The following is a 22,863-nucleotide window of genomic DNA, read 5'->3' as shown; positions in this document are numbered from 1 at the left end:
ACCGCCGTTCTGACCGCCCGCCCCGCCGCGCCGCCGGCCCTGCCGGCCCGCGCGGAGAAGGTGCCCGCCCTGGCCGCGCTGGCGCTGCTGCCCTGGCTGGCGGTGCTGGCCGTCTGTCACGAGACCGCCTGGGTCGTCCTCGATCTGCTGGAGCTGTCCGCCCTGCTCCGGCTGGACGCGCTGCTGCGCCGCCGCAGCCCGGCCGCGCTCCGGCCCGCCGTCGCGGTGGCGCTGCTGCTCGCCGCCGACGCCCTCGCCGACATCGGCACCGCCGGATCGGGTCTGCCGCTGCTCGCCGCCCTGGTGATGGCCTGCTGCGTCGAACTGCCGCTGGCCGTCCTCTGCCTGGTGCTCGGCCGCGCCGCCGCCGCGCGCCGCCGGTTGCTCCACCGCCGGTCGCGCCGCTCAGAGCCGAGTCGGCAGCCGGCTCATCAGCTCACGGGTCTCCTCGTCCCTGGGGGTGTAGGCGATCAGCCGCGGCCCCTGGCGCGGGCCCAGCCAGAAGCTGGTGTAGTCGCAGCGCAGCAGACCGACGCCCGGGACGTGAAAGCGCTTGAGCCCGTTGCCCGGCCGCTGGACGTCGTGCCGCTGCCAGGCCGCCTCGAAGTCCGGCGAGGCCTTGCGCAGCCGGCAGAGCAGCGCCTTCCAGGCCGGTTCGGCACTGTGGTCGGCCATCGCCGAGCGGAACCGGGCCACCATCAGCTCGCGTTCGCTCTCGTGGTCCACCAGGACCTCGCGGAAGCGCGAGGGCGTGAACGCCAGCCAGAGCAGGTTGCGGTCCTCGTACGGCAGTGCGTCGAGGTCGCCGACGATCCCGGTGTACTGCGGGTTGTACGCCAGCACGTCGTAGCGGGAGTTGACGACCCCCGCCGGGTACGGCGCCATCCGGTCCAGCACCAGCCGGACGCTCGGGGTGATCGTCGGGCACTCCACCACCGGTGCCGGGTCCTCCGCCGCGGCGAGGGTGAACAGGTGGGCGCGCTCGCTCGGGTCGAGCAGCAGCGCGCGGGCCACCGCGTCCAGCACCTGGGTGGAGACCTGGATGTCACGCCCCTGCTCAAGCCACGTGTACCAGGTGACCCCGACCGCGGCGAGCTGCGCCACCTCCTCGCGGCGCAGCCCCGGCGTCCGGCGCCGGCCGGTCATCGGCAGGCCCACCTGGTCGGGCGCGATCCGCTCGCGGCGGCTGCGCAGGAAGGCGGCCAGCTCGTGCCGCCGGGCCTCTGCGGGCGCGAGGGGGGTGTGGGCGGCGCTCGCGACGGGAGCGGTGGCGGCGGTGGTCAGGCTCATCACCCCAGCATGCGCCACCCGGGAGCCTGTTGCCAGGTACTTCTCATACCTGGATAAGCACACTCTGGTACCAGGGTGTGGTGGCCTGGATGGTAGGACCCGTGACCCAACAACTCGCCGTCGCCAAGACCACCGTCACCGTTCCACCCCGACCCGCCGGAGCGGCCGCCACCACCCCCGGCACCGCGTCCGGCGGTACCGCCGCGCTCGGCACCGCCGGGCTGGTCACCGTCCTGCTCGGGGCGTTCCTGCCGATGCTGGACTTCTTCATCGTCAACGTCGCCCTGCCCACCATCGACCACGACCTGGCCGCCGGGCCCGCCGTCCTGGAACTGGTCGCCGCCGGGTACGGCGTCGCCTTCGCCGTCCTGCTGGTGCTCGGCGGCCGGCTCGGCGACATCTTCGGCCGCCGCCGGCTGTTCGTCGTCGGCGCCGTCGCCTTCGCCCTGACCTCGCTCGCCTGCGGACTCGCCCCCGGCGCGTGGAGCCTGGTCGCCGCCCGCGCCGCGCAGGGCGCCTCGGCGGCCCTGCTGATCCCCCAGGTGCTCGGCACCATCACCGCCGCCACCCACGGCGCCCGGCGCGGCCGCGCGCTCAGCGTCTACGGCGCGGTGGCCGGCATCTCGGTGGTGATCGGGCAGGTGCTCGGCGGCATGCTGGTCGCCGCCGACCTGTTCGGCACCGGCTGGCGCTCGGTCTTCCTGCTGAACGTCCCGTTCGCGCTGCTCGCCGTCGTCCTCGCGGTCCGCTACGTCCCGGAGAGCCGCGCCCCGAGGGCCGCCCGGGTGGACGTCCCCGGCACCGTCCTGCTCGCCGCCGCGCTGGTCTCGCTGCTGGTCCCGCTGATGGAGGGGCGCGCGGCCGGCTGGCCGCTCTGGTCCTGGCTGCTGCTCGCGCTCTTCCCGGTGTTCACCGCCGCCTTCGCGGTCGTCGAGCGCCGCACCGAACTGCGCGGCGGCACCCCGCTGGTGCCGCCGTCCCTGCTGCGGATCCCCGAGATGCGACGCGGGCTCGGTATCGCGCTCCCCTACTTCGCCGGCTTCGGCGGCTTCATGTTCGTGGTGGCGGTCGCCCTCCAGCAGGGCCTGCGCCTCGGCCCGGTGGCGGCCGGCTGGGCGCTCGTCCCGATGGCCGTCGGCTACTTCGGGGCCTCGCTCGCCGGCCCCCGCCTGATCGGCCGCTCCGGCAGCCGGGTGCTCACCGCGGGCGCCGTCGTCCAGGCCGTCGGCCTGGCCACGCTGGCCCTCACCGTCCTGGCCGACTGGCAGCACTTCTCGCCGCTGCGGATGGCTCCCGGCGTCGCGCTCGCCGGCATCGGCCAGGGCCTGATCGGCACCCCGCTGTTCCGCGTCGTTCTCTCCAAGGTCCCCACCGACCGCGCCGGCGTCGGCAGCGGTGTCCTCGCCACCAGCCAGCAGTCCAGCCTCGCCCTCGGCGTCGCCACCCTCGGCACCCTCTACCTGGCGCTCTCCCCGGCCCTGGGCATGGACCGCGCCCTCGCCCTGGTCCTCGGCATCCAGCTGCTCGGCTCCCTCACCATCCTCTACCTCACCACCCGCCTGCCCCGCTCCATCGGCTGACCGGCCGCCGGGCCTCAGGTTCCGGACGGCCCCGGCCGTGGACGTGCCCGGGTGACCCAGCGGTAGGCGAGGTGGACCGCGAGGCCCAGCAGCGTCATGACGACCGACGCGATCAGCGCGACCACGTCGAGCGCGTTCCGGACCAGCGAGTCCCGGACGCCGATGCTCGACTCGAGGGCGGCGGTGCCGGTGTGCCGGGGGTCGTACACCACGGCCACGGTGTCACGTACTCGGGCGGTCCCGGTGACATAGGCCAGTCGGGTCTCGACGGACGTCCCGTCGGACGCCGTGAACCGCACCCGGCAGTCGGAGTTTCCTGCGGGGTTGTCCTCCGGCCCGCTCACCGCGGTGCATTCGGTGACGACCGCCCGGGTGTGGACGCCGCGGCTCCGCAGGACCGACGTCACGCCCATGTCGTGCGGTATCAGGTAGACGACGCCGAGGACGAACAGCAGGACCCCCAGGGCGATCATCGCCAGAGAGCCGTTCCGCACCGTCCGGCCATGGTCCGGCAGGCTCTCCATCGTTCCCCCTGGTGTCGGCGCGGCGGCCCACGCGCGCTCACGCTAGCCGCACCCGCGGACAGCGTGAAGGTCAGGGCGGTGCAGCCCAGTTCAGCCCTGGTCGGCGGCACGCCAATACCCAACGGTCACTCGGGCGGAGGGCGAATCCGTCACGCCATCTGGCCCTGGGGTCTGAGGTCGCGCCCTGCTCCCCATCCATGCGTGGGGAGCAGGGCGTCGGCCGCGTACTCGAACCAGACCACCTTGCCCGCACCTGACGGGTGCCAGCCCCAGCCGTGCGCCAGCCCCGCCACCAGCAGCAGACCGCGACCGCCGGTCGGATCCGTCTCGTCCTGCCGGTCGCGGAGCTCCGAACACAGGTCGGCGACCTCCACCCGGAGCCGGCCGTCGCTCCACCGGAGGGTCACCGTGCAGCGTTCCCCCGTGTGCTCCACGGCGTTGGCGATCACCTCGTCCGCACACAGCTCCACCTCCCGCAGCGCCTCGTCCGAGAACGGGACTCCCCACACCCTGGCCACCTCCACCACCAGCCTGCGCGCCGACGACACGGCAGCCGCATCCGGAGCGACACCCCACTCCGAAAGGACCGGGAACCGCGCGGTATTGAGCGGACTGATCACTACGAACACCCTTCGTCGGAGCCGGGCTGCCCGGCCGCCCTCAGGAACCGCGGCACTGCCGCCCCGGCCACCTTCACCGAGTCCGACAACAAACCCTTGATGACATTCAGTGAATGCCCGATCACGCTCGTGAGACCATCGGGTATGCGGTGCTCGCATACGGATATGCGTGAGGCGCATTCGAATGCATGGTTGGGCCGGTCGAAACTCGTAGTGTGGAGTGGGCTGTTGAACTGGAATTCGACAGCGCTCCGGGACGCGTCCCGGGCGCGGAACTACGGCAAGATCATCGAGCTGGCCAGGACGCACCATCGCATGACACAGCTCCAGCTGGGCGAGGCGTGCGGGCTCTCCCAGTCGGCAATCTCCCGCCTGGAAAAGCGCGGCAGCAGTCCGTACACCATGGATGTGCTCATCCGCGTATCGGCGCACCTCGGAATCCCAGCGGCCTTGCTCGGCCTCGCCGACACGGGCGTGCGGGCCGGAAACGGGACTGAACACGTGGAACGACGGCAATTCCTCGGAGGGGTCGCAGCGATGGCTGCGACCCCTGTACTCGCAGCCATACCAGAGCTGCCCGACGAGTCCGGGCAACAGGCTGCGGCACTCCGGCTCGGCACGACCTCGTACCGCCGCCTGGACGGATCGACCCCCTCGCGGGAACTGTCCGGTGCGGTGCACTCCCATATGCGGCTGATTCAGGGGCTGGTGGGTTCAGCCCCGCCCCCCGGCCATCGGACGAAGCTCGCCGCCGTCGCCAGCGAGGCAGCCGGCCTTGCCGCATGGCTGGCCTGGGACATGGGCGACAACGGATCGGCGCGCTCGTTCTACGGGTCCGCCGTCAAGGCTGCCCGATCGGCAGGGGATCCCCTCCTGGCCGCCTACCAGGCCGGCAGCCTTGCGCAGTTCGAAGCCCACGCGGGCAATGCCGCACAAGCACTCGGCCTCGCAGCCGCGGCGCGCCGGTTCCCGGGGCCGACTCGTCCTGCGATCGCCGATGCGTGGTTGTCTTCGGTCGAGGCTCTTGGGCACGCCGCCAGGGGCGACCAGCGCAGCGCCGACCGCGCACTGACACGGAGCCGGGCTGCGGCGGAGACCCACACCCGCGATGAACCGCCGCCCTGGCCCTGGGTGTTCGCGTTCGACGAAGCCAAGGTCGCCTCGTTCAGGGTGACCTGTGGCGCCAAGCTCGGTCTTCCGGAATGGGCCGTCACCGCTGATGCGGCCGCTCTCGCCACCGGCCATGCGAAGCAGCGCGCGCTGCTGGTCCTGGACATCGCCGCGGGGCACCTTGCGGCGGGAAGGATTGAAGCGGCCTTTGCGCTCGCTTCACGGGCCATGGACACCGGGCTCCACTACCGTTCGGGGCGAATCGTCGAACGAGCCCGCGCTCTGCGACGTTCGCTCACCACCTCCTCACCGCCCAAGGTCGTGAGGGACTTCGACGAGCATCTGCACGGCGTGTATCTGTAGGGATCTCCAGGGAGGGGACGCGATGCGTATCGGGATCACCGGGCACCGGGGGCTGACGGCCGAGATCGAGCAGCAGGTCCGACGGCTGCTGGAGAACGCCGTCCGGGACCAGGACCCGGCCGGGCTGACCGTCGTGTCGTGTATCGCCGACGGGCCGGACAGCTGGCTCGCCGGGACCGTCCTCGAGCGCGGCGGACGGCTCGAGGTCGTGATCCCGGCCGAGGAGTACCGGAACAGCCTGCCCGTGTGGCACCACCCGGTCTACGACCGGCTGCTGCGCGGCGCCTCGGCCGTCCACCGCACCGGCATGGTGCCGTCCGACGAGGCCGCCCACATGGCCGGGAGTGAGCTGGTGGTCGGCCTGGCGGAGCGACTCCTCGCTGTCTGGGACGGCCTGCCGGCCCGGGGCTACGGCGGGACGGCCGACGTGGTGGCATACGCGGAACGGCGCGGAGTGCCGGTTCAGGTGCTCTGGCCGCACGGGGCGGCCAGGTAGCCGCACGTCGACGGAAGTCCTCCACGCATGGTGCGAGGAGGAGGATCGCTGGTCCTCCTCCTCGCAGGGGCCTTCGTCAGGGGTCAGTGGTCGCGGTGCCGGTCGGCGTCGCGGCGTTGGAGCCAGGCGGCGGACCAGTTCGTCCCGGTTATCAGGGCGGCGGCGAAGAACATCCACCAGACCAGGCGGCCGACCTCCGGCTGGTCGGCGTCGATCAGGCTCGCGGCCGCGAACGCGACGCCCCCGGAGAGCGTGAAGGTCAGGGCGGTGCAGCCCAGTTCAGCCCTGGTCGGCAGCTTCCCGCCGCTCATCGGGACGTCCCTTCCGGAGAAGTCCGACGAGGACGGTGCGCGCGCGGGCGGGAGGTGTCCCCATCACGCCACCTGCCACAGGGGCCGGAGGTCCTCCCCCGCGCCCCACCCGTGTGCGGGGCGCGGGGAGCCGTCCGGCTCGCGATCGGCCGCGTACTCGAACCAGACCACCTTGCCCGCACCGGACGGGTGCCAGCCCCAGCCGTGTGCCAGCCCCGCCACCAGCAGCAGGCCGCGACCGCCGGTCGGATCCGTCTCCTCCTGGCGGTCGCGAAGCTCCGAACACAGGTCGGCGACCTCCACCCGGAGCCGGCCGTCGCTCCACCGGAGGGTCACCGTGCAGCGGCCGCCGGTGTGCTCCACGGCGTTGGCGATCACCTCGTCCGCACACAGCTCCACCTCCCGTAGCGCCTCGTCCGAGAGGGGGGCGTCCCAGGCCCGGACGACCTCCACCACCCGCCTCCGCGCCGACGGCACCGCGGCCGCGTCCGGCGCGACCTCCCAGGCGTACGGCACCGGGAACCTCGCGGTGTTGAGTGGACTGCGCGTGATCACTGCTTCTCCATCCGATGGTGAGCCTGTGTCCGCCGGCCGAGGCCCGGGACTCGTCTGCCGCGTCAGCACCCGGCCCCCGCCCACCACGATCGTGCGAACACAGCCGCGTCACCCGGGAGCCTGACATTGATTCAACGCGGGTACAGAGCCTGAGAGAACCGGCGATGCTGGTGCCCGCGTTGAACCGGTTGAACGAAGAACGGGGGTCGCGATGGCGCAACGACCGCGCACACCGAACACCGAACTCGCCTCGCTCATGCACGAGGCGACCTGGGGGAACGACCAGCTCGCGCGGGCGGTGAACCGCGTCGGGAACGAGGCGGGCCTCCATCTGACCTACGACAAGTCGTCCGTCTCACACTGGCTTTCGGGAGCCCGGCCGCGTGCCGAGGTCCAGGAGGTGATCCGGGAGACGCTGTCGCGCAGGCTCGGCCGCCCGGTGACGCCCGAGGAGACCGGCCTCGGTGACGCCGCCCAGCCCAGCGGCAGGAAGGGCGTCCTGTCCGAGCTGATGTCGATCGGCCGGGCCGACATGGACCCGTCCCGCCGGGGCGTCCTCGCCGCCGGGCTGTACTCGGTCGCGTTGACACTGCCGGGCTTCGACGGCGCGGCCGAACCGGTCGACCGCGCGGCGGCGGGCCGCACCGTCCGCATCGGCCAGGGCGAGGTCGAGACCGTCCGGGCGGTGACCGAACGGATCGCCGGCATCCTCGACGAACTCGGCGCGGCCCACGCCCGGCCGATGGCGGCGGCGTTCCTGGTCAACTCGGTCGGGCCCTGGCTCCAGGCGTCCGGCAGTGACCGGGTGAAGGCCGACCTGCTCGCGGCCGCGGCCGATCTCACCTATCTCACCGGGTGGATGGCGATGTACGAGACCGCGCACGGGCTCGGCCAGCAGTACTACGTCCAGGCCCTCAGGCTCGCCCGCGAGGCCCAGGACCATGTGACCTACTGCCGCACCCTGCGCGGCATGGCCCTCCAGGCCGCCAACCTCGGCTACGGCTCGAAGGCCCTGGAGTTCGCCGACTCGGCCGCCCAGGCGGCCCCCGTCGCGGGCCCGCGCCTGCGGGCCTTCCTGACCGGCCAGCAGGCACACGGCGCGGCCATGGTGAAGGACCGCAGACAGGCCTTCGCCCGGCTGGCGGAGACCGAGACGGCGCTCTCCAGGGCCGACGGCCGCAACGACGCCGTCGGCGGCTACGACCAGTCCTCCTACCACTTCCACGTCGCACACGTCCTGTACGAACTCGGCGACCTCCCCGGGGCCATCAGAGAACTCCAGTTCTCCAACCGGGCCCGGCCCGCCAACGGGAAACAGGGCCGGGTCCACGCCAACGGGCTGCTCGCGCGGCGCCAGATGGAGCTCGGCCACATCGAGGCCGCCTGCGCGACCTGGGACACCTTCCTGGACGACTACGTGACGATCAGCTCGGTCCGCGGCGACGAGCACTTCCGCGCCCTCGACGCCGCTCTCCCCGCCCACCTGGGCAACCGGACGGTGCGCCAGCTCCACCAGCGCACCGGCGAGGTGGCCCGGCAGAAGGCGGCCTGACCGGTGGCCTCTCACTCCTGGAAACAGAACGACGGCGGGGCGTCGAGTTGGCCGGTCCGGCGGCGCTCTCCAGGCAAAGAAAGTCGATATGCCAATCATGCAAAACGATCTATGCTGACCGGGTTCACGAACTCTCCCCGTGATCTCCGCTTGAGAAGCAGGTTTGCTTGATGAAGTTGCCCAAGGTGTCCGCAGTCCTCGCTGCGGCTGCGCTGGCGCCCACCGTCCTGTTCCCGTCGATGGCCTCCGCTGCCGAGCAGCCGAAGCCCACCGGTGTGTCCGGTCCGGACACGGCGTCCGACGCCGCGGCGGACCACGACTCGGCCCAGGAGGCGCAGGACCGCGCCGAGGTGCAGCGGATCCTGGCCAACAAGGAGTCGGGGCCCGGCGTTCGCGAAGCCGCCCAGAAGGCACTCGACGGCACCGCCGCCGACCTCCGGCACTTCCTGGAGGTCGAACTGCCGAATCGGCGCGAGCACGACGACCGGGTGAAGGTCGCCCAGATCCTCAGCGCCGGCGGCCCCGCCGTCCAGAAGGCCGCCAACGCCGCGTTCGGCGGCACCCACGAGGACATCCTCAAGTTCCTCAAGGAGGGCCAGTACACCGCCCGCGCCGAGGACGACGACCGCGCCGAGGTGCAGCGGATCCTCGCCGACAAGGCGTCCGGACCCGGCGTTCGCGAAGCCGCCCAGAAGGCACTCGACGGCACCGCCGCCGACCTCCGCCACTTCCTGGAGGTCGAACTGGCGGAGCAGCGCCAGATCGACAACCGGGTGAAGGTCGCCCAGATCTTCAGCACCGGCGGCCCCGCCGTCCAGAAGGCAGCTCGCGCCGCACTCAACGGCACCTACGAGGACATCCTCAAGTTCCTCAAGGAGGGCCAGTACACCGCCCGCGCCGAGGACGACGACCGCGCCGAGGTGCAGCGGATCCTCGCCGACAAGGCGTCCGGACCCGGCGTTCGCGAAGCCGCCCAGAAGGCACTCGACGGCACCGCCGCCGACCTCCGCCACTTCCTGGAGGTCGAACTGGCGAAGCAGCGCGAGGACGACGACCGCGTGGAGGTCAGCAAGCTCATGAGCTCCGGCGGCCCCGCCGTCAAGAAGGCCGCCAACGCCGCACTCGACGGCACCTACGCCGACATCCTCAAGTTCCTCAAGGAGGGCCAGTACACGGCCCGCGCCGAGGACGAGGCCAACGCGGCGGCCGCCGCCAAGCCCACCCCGCCGGCCCAGACCCAGAACACCGGTACCGGGCAGGACCAGTCGACCGGCCAGGCCGTCCAGGCCGCCAACGTCGTGAGCACCACGGGCTCGGTGTCGGCTCCGGTCACCACCACCGGCACCACGGCCGCGACGTCCGGCCAGCTCGCCGCCACCGGCGTGGACGACGGGCTCGGCTGGGAGGCCGGCGGCGCCGCCGCGGCCGTCGCCGCGGGTGCGGCCCTGGTCGCCGCCTCCCGCCGTCGTCGCTCCGCCGAGAGCTGACGGCGACGCCTGCTCCGCTCCCAGCACGACCTGGTGCCCCGGCCGTTCGGCCGGGGCACCCTGCTTTGGGCGCCCGGCCGGTCCGACCGGTCGGCTACCCGGTGGCTGCCACGCCGTCGAGGCGCAGCCCGACGAGATCACCAGGTGCGCAGGGTCGGACAAGCCCGGCGCCCTACCGTGCATGAGCGGACGTCGGATCGCCGGCATCGATCAAATCGCCGTCAGCCACCGGTCGTGCGGGATACCGCCCTCGACCACAGCGGCCGCCCGACCGTCGCGTCCGACGGCCCCGGGTAAACCGCTGGTGCCTCCAGAACCCTTCATGTCAGGATGACGATATGACGAAGACCGAGATGGGGGACCCCTCCGGGACACGCAGCCGGGCCGAGCTGGCGGCGCTGGTCGCGGCCGGCGCCGAGCCGAAGTGGCTGCTGTTCTGGGGGCATCGGGCACAACGGGACGGGTCCGTCGGGGCGGGCGCGCTGAGTCAGTGGTGGCCGGGCGGGTTCACCGTGGACGGGGTGACCTACCCGACCGCCGAGCACTGGATGATGGCGGGGAAGGCCCGGATGTTCGAGGACGAGGCGATCGTGCCGAGGATCCTGGCCGCCCGCACGCCCGCCGAGGCGAAGAAGCTGGGGCGGCTGGTCAAGGGGTTCGACGAAGCCGCCTGGGTGGCCGGGCGGTTCGAGCTGGTGGTGGCGGGCAACGTCGCCAAGTTCGGGCAGGACGAGGCGCTCTGCGCGTATCTCCTCAGCACCCGGAAGCGGGTCCTGGTGGAGGCCAGCCCGGTGGACCGGGTCTGGGGCATCGGGCTCGCGGCGGACGACGAGCGGGCGCAGCGGCCGGCGGAGTGGCGCGGGGAGAACCTGCTCGGCTTCGCCCTGATGGAGGCCCGGGCCCGACTGGCGCGATGAGCGGGATCGCACCCGTGCTGGACGGCACGGTCCTGGTCTCGGTCGGCGCGGGACTGGCCGTCGCACCAAAGGTGTTGAGGCGAAAGGGGCGGCCCGGGCGTGGGGGCTTCGGGCCGGAGGCGGCGCTGGCCGTCGTGGTCGCCCTGATCTACCTCAACCAGGTGCTGTTCGCCGTGTACGTCCAGCGAGCGCACGGCGGGGACACCTCGTTCGTCGCCCGCCATCTGCCGCCGGGGTGGTTCGCCGTACCGCGCGGCAACCCGGTGATCGACTGGCTGGCGGCGCACACGCCCGCGCCGGAACTGCTCGCGCCGTCCGTGCTGCGGGTGCAGGCCTTCCTCGAACTTCCGTTGGTGCTGCTGGCGTTCCTCACCGTGCTGCGCCGACTGGACCGGGGGCTGTACCGCAGGGTGGCCCGCTCGCCCCTCCCGGCGCTGGCGGCCGCGTCGTACACGGTGGCGTTCTGCGCGGTCGAATGGGACCTGCGCAACCCGTACACGGTGGACGACATCGCGCTCAGGGCGGTCTCGGCGGTCGTCACCCCGATCGCCCTCGCCGGGATCGCGGCGCGCGACGGGAAGGCGGAGGAACGGCCGGTCACCGCACGCGGGTTGCTCGTCTTCACGGTCGAGCTGTGGGCCATCGGCCACCTGATGCTGGTCCTGTACGACACCGCGCTGCTCTACAACCTGGCGCGGCTGGGCGAGCGGCTGCCGGGGGCGGCGTTCGCCCTGGCCGTGCTGGTCGCCACGGGGTACGCGGCGGGGCGTTCGCCCGGGGGCCCGGCCGGACCGGCTGTGACGGCGGTCGGCGACGCGCTGCGTGACGGGCTCACGCTGTTCCTCGTCCCCGCGCTCGCGATCCGGTACGCCGGGAGCTTCGGCACCCCGGAACTCGCCGCCGCCGCCGGGGGCGTGGTCCTCCTGGGTGCGGCGGCCGGTCTCCTGCGGCGGCACGGCCCGCGCGTCCTGCTCCGGCTGGTGCCCGCCGCCGCGGCCGGGGCGGTGGCCGGCGGCCTCGCCGTCCGGTGGGCGGTCGACCCCTACTACGAGGCGGCCCTCCTCCGGGGCGCGACCGCCGCGCTCCTCGTCACGATCGCCGTCTGTGCGCTCCTGGACGCCAGTCGCAAACCAGTGGACGCACTGCCGTAACGCGGCGGCCGCATACCGACGCCAGGATGACCCCCAGTCAGGGTCCAGATGACAAGGCGGGGCGACCATGCGGATTCGGCGGACGACAGAACCCACGGCTGCGGCCCAGGACGGGGAGGACGAGCAACAGGCGATCGAACTCCGCTCCGAACTGGACGAGTTGCTACGGGCGAGACAGTACGCCGGTCAGCGCGAACGGCGGCTGACCGAGGCGGTCCGGGCCGTCCCGGAGCGGCAGTACCCGGACCCGGAGCTGCTGCGGCAGCTCGCCCAGGCCCGGACGTTGCGCGAGGGGCTCGGCGCGCGCTGCCTGGAGCTGAGCGAGCAGCTCCAGGCGCTGGAGGACCGGCTGCGGCAACCCGCCCCCAGGCGACCCGCCCCCGGCCAGTCCGTTCCCGGGCAATCCGACACCCCGCTGCCCGGGCCGCAGCAACCAGACCCGCAGCGACCGGAGCAGCACCCCGGCCCCCGGCACTCCATGCCCCGGCAGCCCATGGGGGCGCGCTTCGACGACGCGCACGCTCCCGCCACACCACCAGCGCCACCATCGGCACCGATCCCGCCGACACCGCCACCCCCGTCCGAACCGCCCCGCCGCCGCTCCCCCGCCGAACTCACCGCCCTCGCCGAGCGGATCACCGCCCTGCACCGCCGGGGCGCCACCGAGGAGTCGGCCGACCTGGTCGCCCAGGCCGCCGTCCTGCTGCCCCCGCCCGACACCACCCGGCTGGCCGGGCTGCTCGCCCGGGGCGGCCCGCCCGGCGCCTCCGTCCGGCTGGCCCGCGGCGCCGCCCGGGGCACCCCGGAGCAGGCCGTCGGCACCCTCGCCGAGCTGCGCCAGGCCGGGCTGGCCGAGGAGGCGGCCGAGCTGTTCCACGCCCTCTGGTCCTACCCGGCCGACGCCCTGCCCGCCCTGCTGGCCGCGCTGGAGCGCGCCGGGCAGCTCGCCGACGGCGCCACCCTGCTCTGGGAGTGGGGCTCCGCTCCCACCGCCGAGGTCGCCGCGCTGGCCGCCGCGCTGCAGGGGTCCGGCCGGTCCGCCGACGCCCGCACCCTGCTCCGCCAGGCCGCCGGCCGGCCCACCGCCGACCTCGCCGCGCTGGCGGTCTCGCTGGCCGGCCCCCTGCCCGCCGTCCTGCTGCGCGAGCTCGCGGCGGCGCGCCCGCCGGGCGAACTGGTCCGGCTCGCGGCCGCGCTGGACGGCCGCCCGGAGCTGTACGGCGAGCTGCTGGCCGCCCTGACCGCCGATGTGGACCGCCACCGGACCACCCTCGCCGCGCTCCGCACGGCCGGTCTGCCCACCACCCCCGCCGAACCGCGGCGCTTCCGCTGGGGCCGCCGCCACGGCTGAGCCTGCGGGGCCAGGCCGCCGCACGAGGAAGCCCCCGTCCGCCCGAGGGCGAACGGGGGCTCCCGGAGCCGACGGTCGTCAGCAGCCGATCAGGCGGGCGGCCAGGTAGGACTTCACCTGGTCGAGCGAGACGCGCTCCTGCGACATGGTGTCGCGCTCGCGCACGGTCACCGCGTTGTCCTCAAGGGTGTCGAAGTCGACGGTGACGCAGAACGGCGTGCCGATCTCGTCCTGGCGGCGGTAGCGCTTGCCGATCGCGCCCGCGTCGTCGAACTCGACGTTCCACGCGGTGCGCAGGTCGGCGGCCAGGCCGCGGGCCTTCGGCGAGAGGTCGGCGTTGCGCGACAGCGGCAGCACGGCCACCTTGACCGGGGCCAGCCGCGGGTCGAGCCGCATGCCGACGCGCTTCTCCAGGACGCCCTTGGCGTTCGGCGCCTCGTCCTCGAAGTAGGCGTCGAGCAGGAAGGCCAGCATGGCGCGGTTGAGGCCCGCCGCCGGCTCGATGACGTACGGGAAGTACCGCTCGCCGGACTCCTGGTCGAAGTACTTCAGGTCCTGGCCGGAGGCCTCGCTGTGCACCCGCAGGTCGTAGTCGGTGCGGTTGGCGAGGCCCTCCAGCTCGGAGAACTCCTGGCCGCCGAAGTTGAAGCGGTACTCGATGTCCACCGTGCGCTTGGCGTAGTGGGAGAGCTTCTCCTTCGGGTGCTCGAAGAAGCGCATGTTCTCGGTCCGCAGGCCGAGGTCGACGTACCAGTCCCAGCGCTGCTGGAGCCAGTACTCGTGCCACTGCTCGTCCTCGCCCGGCTTGACGAAGAACTCCATCTCCATCTGCTCGAACTCGCGGGTGCGGAAGATGAAGTTGCCGGGGGTGATCTCGTTGCGGAAGCTCTTGCCGGTCTGGGCGATGCCGAACGGCGGCTTCTTGCGCGAGGTGGTCTGGACGGCCTTGAAGTTGGTGAAGATGCCCTGGGCCGTCTCCGGGCGCAGGTACGCCAGGCTGCCGGCCTCCTCGGTGACGCCGAGGTGGGTCTTCAGCATGCCCGAGAACTCCTTGGGCTCGGTGAAGGAGCCCTTGGTGCCGCAGTCGGGGCAGTTGATGTCCTTGAGGCCGTTGGCCGGCAGGTGGCCGTGCTTGGCCTCGTACTTCTCCTCCAGGTGGTCGGCCCGGTGGCGCTTGTGGCAGGAGAGGCACTCGGTCAGCGGGTCGTTGAAGGTGGCGACGTGGCCGGATGCCTCCCAGACCTCACGGGCGAGGATCACCGAGGAGTCGAGTCCGACGACGTCCTCCCGAGCCTGGACCATCGCGCGCCACCACTGGCGCTTGATGTTCTCCTTCAGCTCGACACCCAGCGGTCCGTAGTCCCAGGCGGCACGCGTGCCGCCATAGATCTCGCTGCAGGGGTAGACGAAGCCACGGCGCTTGCTCAGGCTGACGATCGTCTCGATCTTGTCGGCGGCCACAGTGCTCTCTTCAGTACGACGGCACGGTCAGGGCACGGCTGGTTGCGCGTACCCGAATACCTCAGGTTACCGGCCGAACGGGTACCGGGTTCAACTCGGTATCGCCGTCCCGACCAGCGGCGCGCCGCGTCCGGCGGCCCGGGCGCTACGCCGCCCGAGTGAGTTGACAATCATTTCCACTGAAGATGAGAATGGTTGTCATGATGATCCGACGACATGCCCGCGGCTCCATAGCCCTGACGGCCACCGCCCTCTCCGCCGCCCTCCTGCTCACGGCCTGTGGTGGGAGCAGCAGTGCCAAGGGGACGGACGGCAAGCTGGATGTCGTCGCCTCCTTCTACCCGATGGAGTTCCTCGCCGCGCAGATCGGCGGCGAGCACGTCAAGGTCACCGATCTGACCGCGGCCGGCGTCGAGCCGCACGACCTGGAGCTCACCGCCAAGCAGGTCGGCGCCGTCCAGAAGGCCGACGCGATCGTCTACCTCAAGGGCCTCCAGCCCACCGTGGACCAGGCCGTCGACCAGTCCAAGGCCAAGCACGTGGTCGACGCCACCGCCGCCGCCCCGCTGGTCGACCACCACCTCGACGAGGACACCGAGGAGGCCGACGGCCACCACCACGAGGGCCCGGCCGGGGATCCGCACATCTGGCTCGACCCGACCCGCTACGCGGCGGTCGCCAAGAGCGTCGGCGCCGAGTTCGCCAAGGCCGACCCGGCGCACGCGGCCGACTACCAGAAGAACACCGACGAGCTGGTCGGCAGGCTGACCACCCTGGACCAGGAGTTCCGGGACGGCCTGAAGGACGCGAAGACCAGGACCTTCGTCACCAGCCACGCCGCCTTCGGCTACCTCGCCGAGCACTACGGCCTCACCCAGGTCGCCATCAACGGCGTGGACCCGGAGTCCGAGCCCACCCCGGCCCGGCTGGCCGAGGTGCAGAAGGCCGCCGGGGAGAACGGCGTCACCACGATCTTCTTCGAGACCCTGGTCAGCCCCAAGCTCGCCGAGACGGTGGCGAAGGACCTCGGACTCAAGACCGCCGTCCTGGACCCGCTGGAGGGCGTCAAGGACCCCTCGAAGGACGACTACCTGACGGTGATGCGGCAGAACCTCGCCAACCTGCGGGCCGCGCTCGGCACCACCACCGGCTGACGGGACGACAGCACGCCATGAACGACCCGATACCCCCGGCCGTCCGCCTCCGCGACGCCGTCGCCTCGCGCGGCGGCCGGCCCGTACTGCGCGGCATCGACCTCACGGTGCGGCCCGGCGAGGTGGTCGCCCTGCTCGGCGCCAACGGCTCCGGCAAGTCCACCACCGTCAAGACCGTGATCGGCTCCGTCCCGCTGGAGCGCGGCGACCTGGAGCTGTTCGGCACCCCGTTCGCCAGGTTCCGCGCCTGGCACCGGATCGGCTACGTGCCGCAGCGCACCACCGCCGCCTCCGGCGTCCCCGCCACCGTGCGCGAGGTGGTCTCCACCGGACGGCTGCCGCAGCACCGGCTGCTGCCGTTCCGCCGCCGGGACCGCGAGGCGGTGGACCGCGCGCTCACCGCCGTCGGCATGCTGGACCGGGCCGGCGACGGCGTCGCCGACCTCTCCGGCGGCCAGCAGCAGCGGGTGCTGATCGCCCGCGCCCTGGTCGGCACCCCCGACCTGCTGATCATGGACGAGCCGATGGCCGGGGTGGACGCCGCCAGCCAGCAGGTGCTCGCCGAGACGCTGCGCGCCGAGGTCGGCCGCGGCGCCGCCGTCCTGCTGGTCCTGCACGAACTCGGGCCGCTGGAGCCGCTGATCGACCGCGCGGTGGTGCTGCGCGACGGCTGCGTCGCACACGACGGCCCGCCGGTCCCGAACACCGGGCTGCACGCCCTGCCCGGCCACGACCACGTCCACCCGCACGCCGACCACACCCCGCCGAGGCTGCTCGCATGACCGAGATGCTCTCCTACGACTTCATGCAGCGCGCCCTGCTCGCCGCCGTCCTGGTCGGTGTCACCGCGCCCGCCGTCGGCATCTACCTGGTGCAGCGGCGGCAGGCGCTGATGGGTGACGGCATGGGCCACGTCGCGATGACCGGTGTCGGCCTCGGCTTCATCTTCCAGACCAGCCCGGTCTGGATGGCCGTGCTGGTCTGCGTGCTCGGCGCCGTCACCATGGAGCTGGTCCGCTCGCGCGGCAACCAGCGCGGCGACATCGCCCTGGCGATGCTCTTCTACGGCGGCATGGCCTGCGGCAAGCTGCTGGTCTCGATGTCCGCCCAGGCCGGCGCCGGCAGCCTGGAGAGCTACCTCTGGGGCTCCATCCTGACCGTCGCCCCCGCCGACCTCGCCACCATCGCGGCGCTCGGCGCCGTGGTCATCGCCGTCACCGTGGGCCTGCGCCGCCAGCTCTTCGCGATCTGCCAGGACGAGGACTTCGCGCGGGTGACCGGCGTCCCGGTGCGCTTCCTCAACCTGCTGCTCGCGGTGATGGCCGCGGTCACCGTCACCGTCGCCATGCGCGTGGTCGGGCTGCTGCTGGTCAGCGCCCTGATGGTGGTGCCGGTGGTGGCCGTCCAGCAGCTCACCCGCTCGTTCGCCGCCACCCAGGCCGCCTCGATCGGGCTCGGCGTGGTGGTCGCCCTGGCCGGCGTCACCGGCTCCTACCAGCTGGACGTTCCCTCGGGTCCGGCCATCGTGCTGCTCGCCATCGCGGTGTTCGCGGTGTTCAGCGTGATCGCCGCCCCGCTCGCCCGCCGCCGGCACCGGACCGCCGCCGACCGCGGGCCGGAGGTCTGCGACGTCCAACTGCCCGGGCCCGGTACGTCCGACGCGACCAGTCCTGACCGGGGGGCGGGGCTGGCACAATGAGGTGTTCGACGCCCACACCCCCAGGAGGACCCACGGTGACCACCGCAGGCCCGTCGCCGCGCGCCCGATCGACCCGGCAGCGTGCCGCCGTCTCGGCGGCCCTGGACGAGATCGAGGATTTCCGCAGCGCGCAGGAGCTCCACGACATGCTGAAGCACCGCGGTGACTCGGTCGGTCTGACCACGGTCTACCGCACCCTCCAGTCGCTCGCCGACGCGGGCGAGGTGGACGTGCTGCGCACCGCGGACGGCGAGGCGGTCTACCGGCGGTGCAGCAGCGGGCACCACCACCACCTGGTCTGCCGGCAGTGCGGTGCGACCGTCGAGGTCGAGGGGCCGGCCGTGGAGCGCTGGGCCAACTCGGTCGCCGCGGAGCACGGTTTCAGCGACATCGCGCACACCCTGGAGATCTTCGGCACCTGCTCGGAGTGCGCCAAGAAGATCTGATCCGCACCACGCCGAAGGGCCCGTGGGACACGTCCCACGGGCCCTTCGGCGTACCGCGTCAGCGCTGGGCGGGCAGCCCGGCGGCCGTCTCGTCGGCCGTCTCGTCGGCCGTTCCGTCGGCCGGGAGCTCGTTGGGCTGCGCGCCGCCGAAGCGGCGGTCGCGCATCGCGTACTGCTCGCAGGCCCGCCAGAGGTCGCGGCGGTCGAAGTCCGGCCAGAGCACGTCCTGGAACACGAACTCGGCGTACGCGGACTGCCAGAGCAGGAAGTTGGAGGTGCGCTGCTCGCCGCTGGGGCGCAGGAAGAGGTCCACGTCCGGCATGTCCGAGTGGTACATGTACTTGGCGAGGGTCTTCTCGCTGACCTTCTTCGGGTCCAGCTTCCCGGCCGCGACATCGGCCGCGATGGCCGCCGCGGCATCCGCGATCTCGGCCCGGCCCCCGTAGTTGACGCACATGTAGAGCGTCACGGCGTCGTTGTCCTTGGTCTGCTCCTCGGCGACCTGGAGCTCCTGGACGACGCTCTTCCACAGCTTGGGCATCCGGCCGGCCCAGCGGACCCGGACGCCCATCGCGTCCATCTCGTCGCGGCGGCGGTGGATGACGTCCCGGTTGAAGTTCATCAGGAACTTCACCTCGTCGGGCGAGCGCTTCCAGTTCTCGGTGGAGAACGCGTACAGCGAGATGTTCTTCACGCCCAGCTCGATCGCGCCCTTGAGCACGTCCAGCACCACGGACTCGCCGACCTTGTGGCCCTCGGTGCGCGGCAGCCCGCGCTCCTTGGCCCAGCGGCCGTTGCCGTCCATCACGATGGCGACGTGGCCCGGGACCAGCTCACCGGGGATCTTGGGGGGCTGGGCTCCACTGGGATGCGGGGTCGGGGGGAGGTAGTCCCTCTGCTTGCCGCCGCCGAAGAGCCGTCGCGCTGCCATGTGCTCACTTCTCCACGTATCTCATCGAGCGGATGCCCCGCTCCAGGTGCCACTGCAGATAGGCCGCGACCAGGCCGCTGCCCTCCCGCCAGTACCTCGGCTCGCAGGTGTCGGCCGTCTGCCAGTCCCCTGACAACAGCGCCCCGAGCAGTACCAGTGTCTCAGGGGAGGGTACGGCACATCCGGGGACCCGGCAGTCCCCGCAGAGCACGCCGCCCGCCTGGAGCGAGAAGAACCGGTTCGGGCCGTCCAGGCCGCACTTGGCACAGTCGGTGAAGCTCGCGCCGTAGCCGTTGACGGCCAGCGAGCGCAGCAGGAAGGCGTCCAGCACCAGGTGCGACTCGTGCAGCCCGGCGGCGAGCGTCCGCAGCCCCCCGACCAGCAGCAGATACTGCTGGACGGCCGGTTCGCCCTCGTTCTCGGCGAACCGTTCCGCCGTCTCCAGCATGGCCGTCCCGGCCGTGTAGCGGCCGTAGTCGGTGACGATCGAGCCGCCGTACGGGGCGATCGTCTCCACCTGGGTGCAGAGCGGCAACCCGCGGCCGATCAGCTCACTCCCCCGGCTGAAGAACTGGACGTCCACGTGCGAGAACGGCTCCAGCCGGGCGCCGAACTTGGACTTGGTCTTGCGCACCCCGCGCGCCACCGCGCGCACCTTGCCGTGCTGGCGGGTGAGCAGGGTGATGATCCGGTCGGCCTCGCCGAGCTTCTGGGCCCGCAACACCACGCCGTCGTCCCGGAACAGGCTCATGCCACGGCCTCGCCGCGGCCGTCGAACAGTGTGGACATCCCCCCATTGTCCCCCAGGAACGACGGCAGCCGTGTGCCCGCACCGCGGTCGTGGGGGGGTGACCGGTCGGTGCGGGACACGGCGGGCCCGGAGGGGGGTGGGCCCGGTTTGTGGGGGTCTGAGGGTGACTGGTGCCGAGGGTCTCGTCTTCGGGGTGCCGCACGTGCGGCGGCGCCGGGGCGGCGCCGGGCCCTAGTACGGAGCGCGGGTGGCCGCCTCCAGCAGCGCCCCGACGCGCGCCTGCGGCAGGTCGAGGCAGCGCCCGACCGCGGCCAGCGCGTCACGCTCGTGCGGCAGGTAGCGCCCGTCGGCCAGGGCGATCGCCGCGCCCTGCAGCAGCAGCCGTTCCCGGCCCTGGTGGGCCAGGTACGGGGCGAGCGGTTCGAGCACCGCGTGCAGTTCCGCGGCCAGGCCGCCGACCTCCCCCAGCCCCCGGCCGGGCGGTGCCCCCAGGTCGTGGGCCTCGGAGAGTTCGCCGCCGAGGCCGGAGAGCGCGGCGAGCGCGGCCAGCACCTGGGCCTCGCCGCAGTCCTCGAAGCCGGCCTCCCGGACGGCCGCACAGGCCGCCTCGCGGGCCGCCCGGTGCGCGGTGCCGCCGGCCGCCAGCAGGGCGAGCGCGATCGTGTACTGGGCGTCCCGCAGCATCCCGCCGAGCCGGACGCAGGTGGGCTGTTCGAGGCTCTCCACCCCGTACCGGCCACGGCAGGAGGTGCACTGCACACTGCCGACGACCGGGCCGAGCGGGAGCACCGGTGTACCCAGCAGCCGCAGCCACCGCCGGCCGTGCTGCCGGCGGTAGTTGCGGTCCCCGCCGCAGCCTGGACAGAAGAAGTCACCGAGAACGTCGGTCCGCCACCGCGGGCGGACTCCCCACAACCCTGTCACGGCGCCACTCCCCAGACATGGCAGGCGGCCTGCTCAACAATGGGCAGGTCACGCGACCGGACACCGAGGCCGTCCCACCGACCCGGTTTTCCGGTGGATCGATGCTGCCATGGTTACCGGCACGTGTCAGTACCCCGAACGGCTTCCGTCACGAAAAAATGTGGTGCAGGACACAACCGCCCGCCGGAGCCCGGACCTCGACGGCGACGGGCCGCCCCGGAGGACGGCCCGTCGACTACCACTCGTACGAACTACCCGCGCTGCGCCCGGTTGACGGCGCTGATCATCGCCTTCAGCGAGGCCAGCACGGTGTTGCCGTCGATGCCCACGCCCCACAGCACCTTGCCGTCCACGGCGCACTCGACGTACGCGGCGGCCTGGGCGTCGCCGCCCTCGCTCAGCGCGTGCTCGGCGTAGTCCAGCACCCGTACGTCCACGCCGATCTGGGCCAGCGCGTCGGCGAAGGCGGAGACCGGGCCGTTGCCGGTACCGGTCAGGGTGACGGGCGCACCGTCCACCTGGGCCTCGGCGCTCAGCGCGTCCCGGCCGTCCTCGGTGGTCAGGCTGCGCGAGCCGCTCAGCGCGATCCGGCCCCACGGGTTGTCGGTGGTCGGCAGGTACTCGTCCTGGAAGACCGCCCAGATCGCGGCCGGGGTGACCTCGCCGCCCTCGGCGTCGGTCTTGGCCTGGATGATCCGGGAGAACTCGATCTGCATCCGGCGCGGCAGGTCCAGCTTGTGGTCGTTCTTCAGGACGTACGCCACCCCGCCCTTGCCGGACTGGCTGTTGACCCGGATGACCGCCTCGTAGGTGCGGCCGACGTCCTTCGGGTCGATCGGCAGGTACGGCACGCCCCAGGTGTGCTCCTCCACCGGCACGCCGGCCGCCCTGGCGTCCGCCTCCAGGGTGTCGAAGCCCTTCTTGATGGCGTCCTGGTGCGAGCCGGAGAAGGAGGTGTACACCAGGTCGCCGGCGTACGGGTGGCGCGGGTGCACCTCCATCTGGTTGCAGTACTCGGCGGTGCGGCGCACCTCGTCGATGTCGGAGAAGTCGATCTGCGGGTCGACGCCCTGGGAGAACAGGTTCATGCCCAGGGTGACCAGGTCGACGTTGCCGGTGCGCTCGCCCTGGCCGAACAGGCAGCCCTCGATGCGGTCGGCGCCCGCCATGTAGGCCAGTTCGGCGGAGGCGACGGCGGTGCCGCGGTCGTTGTGCGGGTGCACCGACAGGCAGACGTGCTCGCGGCGCGACAGGTTGCGCGACATCCACTCGAACTGGTCGGCCTGGACGTTCGGGGTGGCCCGCTCGATGGTGGCCGGCAGGTTCAGGATGATCTCGCGGCCCTCGCCGGGCTGCCAGACGTCCATGACCGCCTCGCAGACCTCCAGCGCGAAGTCCAGCTCGGTGTCGACGAAGATCTCCGGCGAGTACTGGTAGCCGAAGACGGTGTCGTCGCCCAGCAGCTTCTCCGCGTACTCCATCACCAGCCGGGTGCCGTCGGTGGCGATCGCCCTGGTGGCCGCCTTGTCGTTGCGGAACACCACCCGGCGGAAGAGCGGCGCGGTCGCGTTGTACAGGTGGACGGTCGCCCGGGGGGCGCCGACCAGCGACTCGACGGTCTTCTCGATCAGCTCCTCGCGGGCCTGCGTCAGCACCGAGATGGTGACGTCCTCGGGGATCGCCCCCTCCTCGATCAGCGAGCGGACGAAGGCGTGGTCGGTGGCGCCGGAGGACGGGAAGCCGACCTCGATCTCCTTGTAGCCCATCGCGACCAGCAGGTCGAACATCTTGCGCTTGCGGGCCGGGGACATCGGGTCGATCAGCGCCTGGTTGCCGTCCCGCAGGTCGGTGGAGAGCCAGCGCGGCGCCTTGGTGATCACCTTCGACGGCCAGGTGCGGTCCGGCAGGTCGACGGTGCCGAACGGCAGGTAGCGGCCGTGGCGCATCCCCGACGGCCGCTGGCGCGCGGTGGCGGCGGTGATCGGGGTCGGGCGGCCGGCGAAGGCGCGGGCGGCGGGGACGGACGCGGTGGAGTTCTGCTCGGTCATGGAGGTGACTCTCGGCTTCCTGTGGTGCGGGGCTGGTCGGGGTGGATGAACACCCGACTGGCCGGCCTGCTGCCGCTCGCGGCCCCTCGTCGGGCCGACCGATTCAACGCGCAGCACATCCCCGCGGCGAGGGAGCCGGCCC

At 72.6% G+C, this 22,863-nt stretch carries 22 protein-coding genes; 12 read left to right on the top strand and 10 right to left on the bottom strand.

Translation table 11 applies throughout. The features are described 5' to 3' along the window. Positions 1-405 precede the first annotated feature (405 nt). Positions 406-1,290 (bottom strand): helix-turn-helix transcriptional regulator, encoded by an 885-nt coding sequence (locus tag ACIP82_RS08235; protein WP_400652048.1) that lies wholly within the window; start codon positions 1,288-1,290, stop codon positions 406-408. A gap of 89 nt (positions 1,291-1,379) precedes the next feature. Here ACIP82_RS08235 and ACIP82_RS08230 point away from each other — a divergent pair, with 89 nt between their 5' ends. Continuing rightward, positions 1,380-2,870, top strand: coding sequence for an MFS transporter (locus ACIP82_RS08230; RefSeq protein ID WP_400652046.1), 1,491 nt, complete (start codon positions 1,380-1,382; stop codon positions 2,868-2,870). A gap of 14 nt (positions 2,871-2,884) precedes the next feature. Here the strand turns inward: ACIP82_RS08230 and ACIP82_RS08225 are convergent, their stop codons facing one another. Together ACIP82_RS08225 and ACIP82_RS08220 are read right to left on the bottom strand one after the other, a co-directional pair. Then, complete coding sequence (locus ACIP82_RS08225) at positions 2,885-3,394, bottom strand: DUF3592 domain-containing protein (RefSeq protein WP_400652044.1); 510 nt, start codon at positions 3,392-3,394, stop codon at positions 2,885-2,887. 149 nt (positions 3,395-3,543) lie between these two features. After that, positions 3,544-4,173, bottom strand: a complete 630-nt coding sequence (locus tag ACIP82_RS08220) for an ATP-binding protein (protein WP_400652334.1) — start codon at positions 4,171-4,173, stop codon at positions 3,544-3,546. 69 nt (positions 4,174-4,242) lie between these two features. Here ACIP82_RS08220 and ACIP82_RS08215 point away from each other — a divergent pair, with 69 nt between their 5' ends. Together ACIP82_RS08215 and ACIP82_RS08210 are read left to right on the top strand one after the other, a co-directional pair. Continuing rightward, on the top strand, positions 4,243-5,487 hold the full coding sequence (locus ACIP82_RS08215; RefSeq protein WP_400652042.1) for a helix-turn-helix domain-containing protein: 1,245 nt from the start codon (positions 4,243-4,245) through the stop codon (positions 5,485-5,487). A gap of 22 nt (positions 5,488-5,509) precedes the next feature. After that, positions 5,510-5,983, top strand: coding sequence for a hypothetical protein (locus tag ACIP82_RS08210; RefSeq protein ID WP_363607203.1), 474 nt, complete (start codon positions 5,510-5,512; stop codon positions 5,981-5,983). Positions 5,984-6,066: 83 nt separating this feature from the next. Here the strand turns inward: ACIP82_RS08210 and ACIP82_RS08205 are convergent, their stop codons facing one another. Next, the gene (locus ACIP82_RS08205; protein WP_363607204.1) at positions 6,067-6,294 is read right to left on the bottom strand and encodes a hypothetical protein; all 228 of its coding nucleotides are present in this window, start codon (positions 6,292-6,294) and stop codon (positions 6,067-6,069) included. Positions 6,295-6,357: 63 nt separating this feature from the next. Then, positions 6,358-6,849 carry an ATP-binding protein gene (locus ACIP82_RS08200; RefSeq protein WP_400652038.1) on the bottom strand — a complete coding sequence of 164 codons (492 nt, stop codon included), beginning with the start codon at positions 6,847-6,849 and terminating at the stop codon, positions 6,358-6,360. Between the two features lie 211 nt (positions 6,850-7,060). Between ACIP82_RS08200 and ACIP82_RS08195 the strand changes: the two genes are divergently transcribed. The 5 genes from ACIP82_RS08195 to ACIP82_RS08175 all read left to right on the top strand — a co-directional run bounded on the left by ACIP82_RS08195 (position 7,061) and on the right by ACIP82_RS08175 (position 13,307). Further along, a complete protein-coding gene (locus ACIP82_RS08195; protein ID WP_363607207.1) occupies positions 7,061-8,401 on the top strand; it encodes a hypothetical protein in 1,341 nt (446 codons plus the stop codon). Positions 8,402-8,571: 170 nt separating this feature from the next. Next, positions 8,572-9,888, top strand: a complete 1,317-nt coding sequence (locus tag ACIP82_RS08190) for an ALF repeat-containing protein (RefSeq protein ID WP_400652035.1) — start codon at positions 8,572-8,574, stop codon at positions 9,886-9,888. 338 nt (positions 9,889-10,226) lie between these two features. Then, complete coding sequence (locus ACIP82_RS08185) at positions 10,227-10,805, top strand: NADAR family protein (RefSeq protein ID WP_363607210.1); 579 nt, start codon at positions 10,227-10,229, stop codon at positions 10,803-10,805. Next, a complete protein-coding gene (locus tag ACIP82_RS08180) occupies positions 10,802-11,956 on the top strand; it encodes a hypothetical protein (protein ID WP_400652032.1) in 1,155 nt (384 codons plus the stop codon). Before ACIP82_RS08185 ends, ACIP82_RS08180 begins: the two co-directional genes overlap by 4 nt. A 67-nt stretch (positions 11,957-12,023) precedes the next feature. Next, complete coding sequence (locus ACIP82_RS08175; protein WP_400652030.1) at positions 12,024-13,307, top strand: hypothetical protein; 1,284 nt, start codon at positions 12,024-12,026, stop codon at positions 13,305-13,307. Between the two features lie 78 nt (positions 13,308-13,385). On the opposite strand, the gene ACIP82_RS08170 is transcribed toward ACIP82_RS08175, so the two are convergent. Further along, positions 13,386-14,768, bottom strand: a complete 1,383-nt coding sequence (locus ACIP82_RS08170; protein ID WP_363607215.1) for a glycine--tRNA ligase — start codon at positions 14,766-14,768, stop codon at positions 13,386-13,388. Positions 14,769-14,968: 200 nt separating this feature from the next. Here ACIP82_RS08170 and ACIP82_RS08165 point away from each other — a divergent pair, with 200 nt between their 5' ends. The 4 genes from ACIP82_RS08165 to ACIP82_RS08150 are packed head-to-tail and all read left to right on the top strand — an operon-like array spanning position 14,969 to position 18,067. Further along, a complete protein-coding gene (locus tag ACIP82_RS08165) occupies positions 14,969-15,922 on the top strand; it encodes a metal ABC transporter substrate-binding protein (protein ID WP_400652028.1) in 954 nt (317 codons plus the stop codon). A gap of 17 nt (positions 15,923-15,939) precedes the next feature. Further along, a complete protein-coding gene (locus tag ACIP82_RS08160; RefSeq protein ID WP_363607219.1) occupies positions 15,940-16,704 on the top strand; it encodes a metal ABC transporter ATP-binding protein in 765 nt (254 codons plus the stop codon). Next, on the top strand, positions 16,701-17,621 hold the full coding sequence (locus ACIP82_RS08155; protein WP_400652024.1) for a metal ABC transporter permease: 921 nt from the start codon (positions 16,701-16,703) through the stop codon (positions 17,619-17,621). Before ACIP82_RS08160 ends, ACIP82_RS08155 begins: the two co-directional genes overlap by 4 nt. A 35-nt stretch (positions 17,622-17,656) precedes the next feature. Next, entirely contained in the window at positions 17,657-18,067 is a 411-nt protein-coding gene (locus ACIP82_RS08150) for a Fur family transcriptional regulator (RefSeq protein ID WP_363607222.1), read from the top strand. 58 nt (positions 18,068-18,125) lie between these two features. On the opposite strand, the gene ACIP82_RS08145 is transcribed toward ACIP82_RS08150, so the two are convergent. From ACIP82_RS08145 to leuA, 4 genes are all read right to left on the bottom strand, one after another. After that, complete coding sequence (locus tag ACIP82_RS08145; protein WP_400652020.1) at positions 18,126-18,998, bottom strand: isoprenyl transferase; 873 nt, start codon at positions 18,996-18,998, stop codon at positions 18,126-18,128. A gap of 4 nt (positions 18,999-19,002) precedes the next feature. Then, positions 19,003-19,749, bottom strand: a complete 747-nt coding sequence (gene recO, locus ACIP82_RS08140) for a DNA repair protein RecO (protein WP_400652018.1) — start codon at positions 19,747-19,749, stop codon at positions 19,003-19,005. A gap of 231 nt (positions 19,750-19,980) precedes the next feature. Further along, the gene (locus ACIP82_RS08135) at positions 19,981-20,673 is read right to left on the bottom strand and encodes a TerB family tellurite resistance protein (protein WP_363607226.1); all 693 of its coding nucleotides are present in this window, start codon (positions 20,671-20,673) and stop codon (positions 19,981-19,983) included. Positions 20,674-20,924: 251 nt separating this feature from the next. Beyond that, positions 20,925-22,721: a 2-isopropylmalate synthase gene (gene leuA / locus ACIP82_RS08130; RefSeq protein ID WP_363607228.1), complete on the bottom strand. Its 1,797-nt coding sequence runs from the start codon at positions 22,719-22,721 to the stop codon at positions 20,925-20,927. Positions 22,722-22,863 lie beyond the last annotated feature (142 nt).

It is taken from the genome of Kitasatospora sp. NPDC088548 (genome assembly GCF_044753005.1).
GTDB lineage: Bacteria > Actinomycetota > Actinomycetes > Streptomycetales > Streptomycetaceae > Kitasatospora.
Note: the sequence above shows the minus strand (reverse complement) of the source record. Positions and strands in the feature narration are given on the sequence as shown.

Coding starts and splice junctions, on each gene's coding strand:
- ACIP82_RS08195 (WP_363607207.1), top strand. CDS start 7,061: ATGGCGCAACGACCGCGCACACCGAACACCGAACTCGCCTCGCTCATG.
- leuA (WP_363607228.1), bottom strand. CDS start 22,721: ATGACCGAGCAGAACTCCACCGCGTCCGTCCCCGCCGCCCGCGCCTTC.
- ACIP82_RS08155 (WP_400652024.1), top strand. CDS start 16,701: ATGACCGAGATGCTCTCCTACGACTTCATGCAGCGCGCCCTGCTCGCC.
- ACIP82_RS08165 (WP_400652028.1), top strand. CDS start 14,969: ATGATGATCCGACGACATGCCCGCGGCTCCATAGCCCTGACGGCCACC.
- ACIP82_RS08235 (WP_400652048.1), bottom strand. CDS start 1,290: ATGAGCCTGACCACCGCCGCCACCGCTCCCGTCGCGAGCGCCGCCCAC.
- ACIP82_RS08210 (WP_363607203.1), top strand. CDS start 5,510: ATGCGTATCGGGATCACCGGGCACCGGGGGCTGACGGCCGAGATCGAG.
- ACIP82_RS08225 (WP_400652044.1), bottom strand. CDS start 3,394: ATGGAGAGCCTGCCGGACCATGGCCGGACGGTGCGGAACGGCTCTCTG.
- ACIP82_RS08160 (WP_363607219.1), top strand. CDS start 15,940: ATGAACGACCCGATACCCCCGGCCGTCCGCCTCCGCGACGCCGTCGCC.
- ACIP82_RS08175 (WP_400652030.1), top strand. CDS start 12,024: ATGCGGATTCGGCGGACGACAGAACCCACGGCTGCGGCCCAGGACGGG.
- recO (WP_400652018.1), bottom strand. CDS start 19,749: ATGAGCCTGTTCCGGGACGACGGCGTGGTGTTGCGGGCCCAGAAGCTC.
- ACIP82_RS08180 (WP_400652032.1), top strand. CDS start 10,802: ATGAGCGGGATCGCACCCGTGCTGGACGGCACGGTCCTGGTCTCGGTC.
- ACIP82_RS08190 (WP_400652035.1), top strand. CDS start 8,572: ATGAAGTTGCCCAAGGTGTCCGCAGTCCTCGCTGCGGCTGCGCTGGCG.
- ACIP82_RS08185 (WP_363607210.1), top strand. CDS start 10,227: ATGACGAAGACCGAGATGGGGGACCCCTCCGGGACACGCAGCCGGGCC.
- ACIP82_RS08230 (WP_400652046.1), top strand. CDS start 1,380: ATGGTAGGACCCGTGACCCAACAACTCGCCGTCGCCAAGACCACCGTC.
- ACIP82_RS08145 (WP_400652020.1), bottom strand. CDS start 18,998: ATGGCAGCGCGACGGCTCTTCGGCGGCGGCAAGCAGAGGGACTACCTC.
- ACIP82_RS08220 (WP_400652334.1), bottom strand. CDS start 4,173: ATGCGAGCACCGCATACCCGATGGTCTCACGAGCGTGATCGGGCATTC.
- ACIP82_RS08205 (WP_363607204.1), bottom strand. CDS start 6,294: ATGAGCGGCGGGAAGCTGCCGACCAGGGCTGAACTGGGCTGCACCGCC.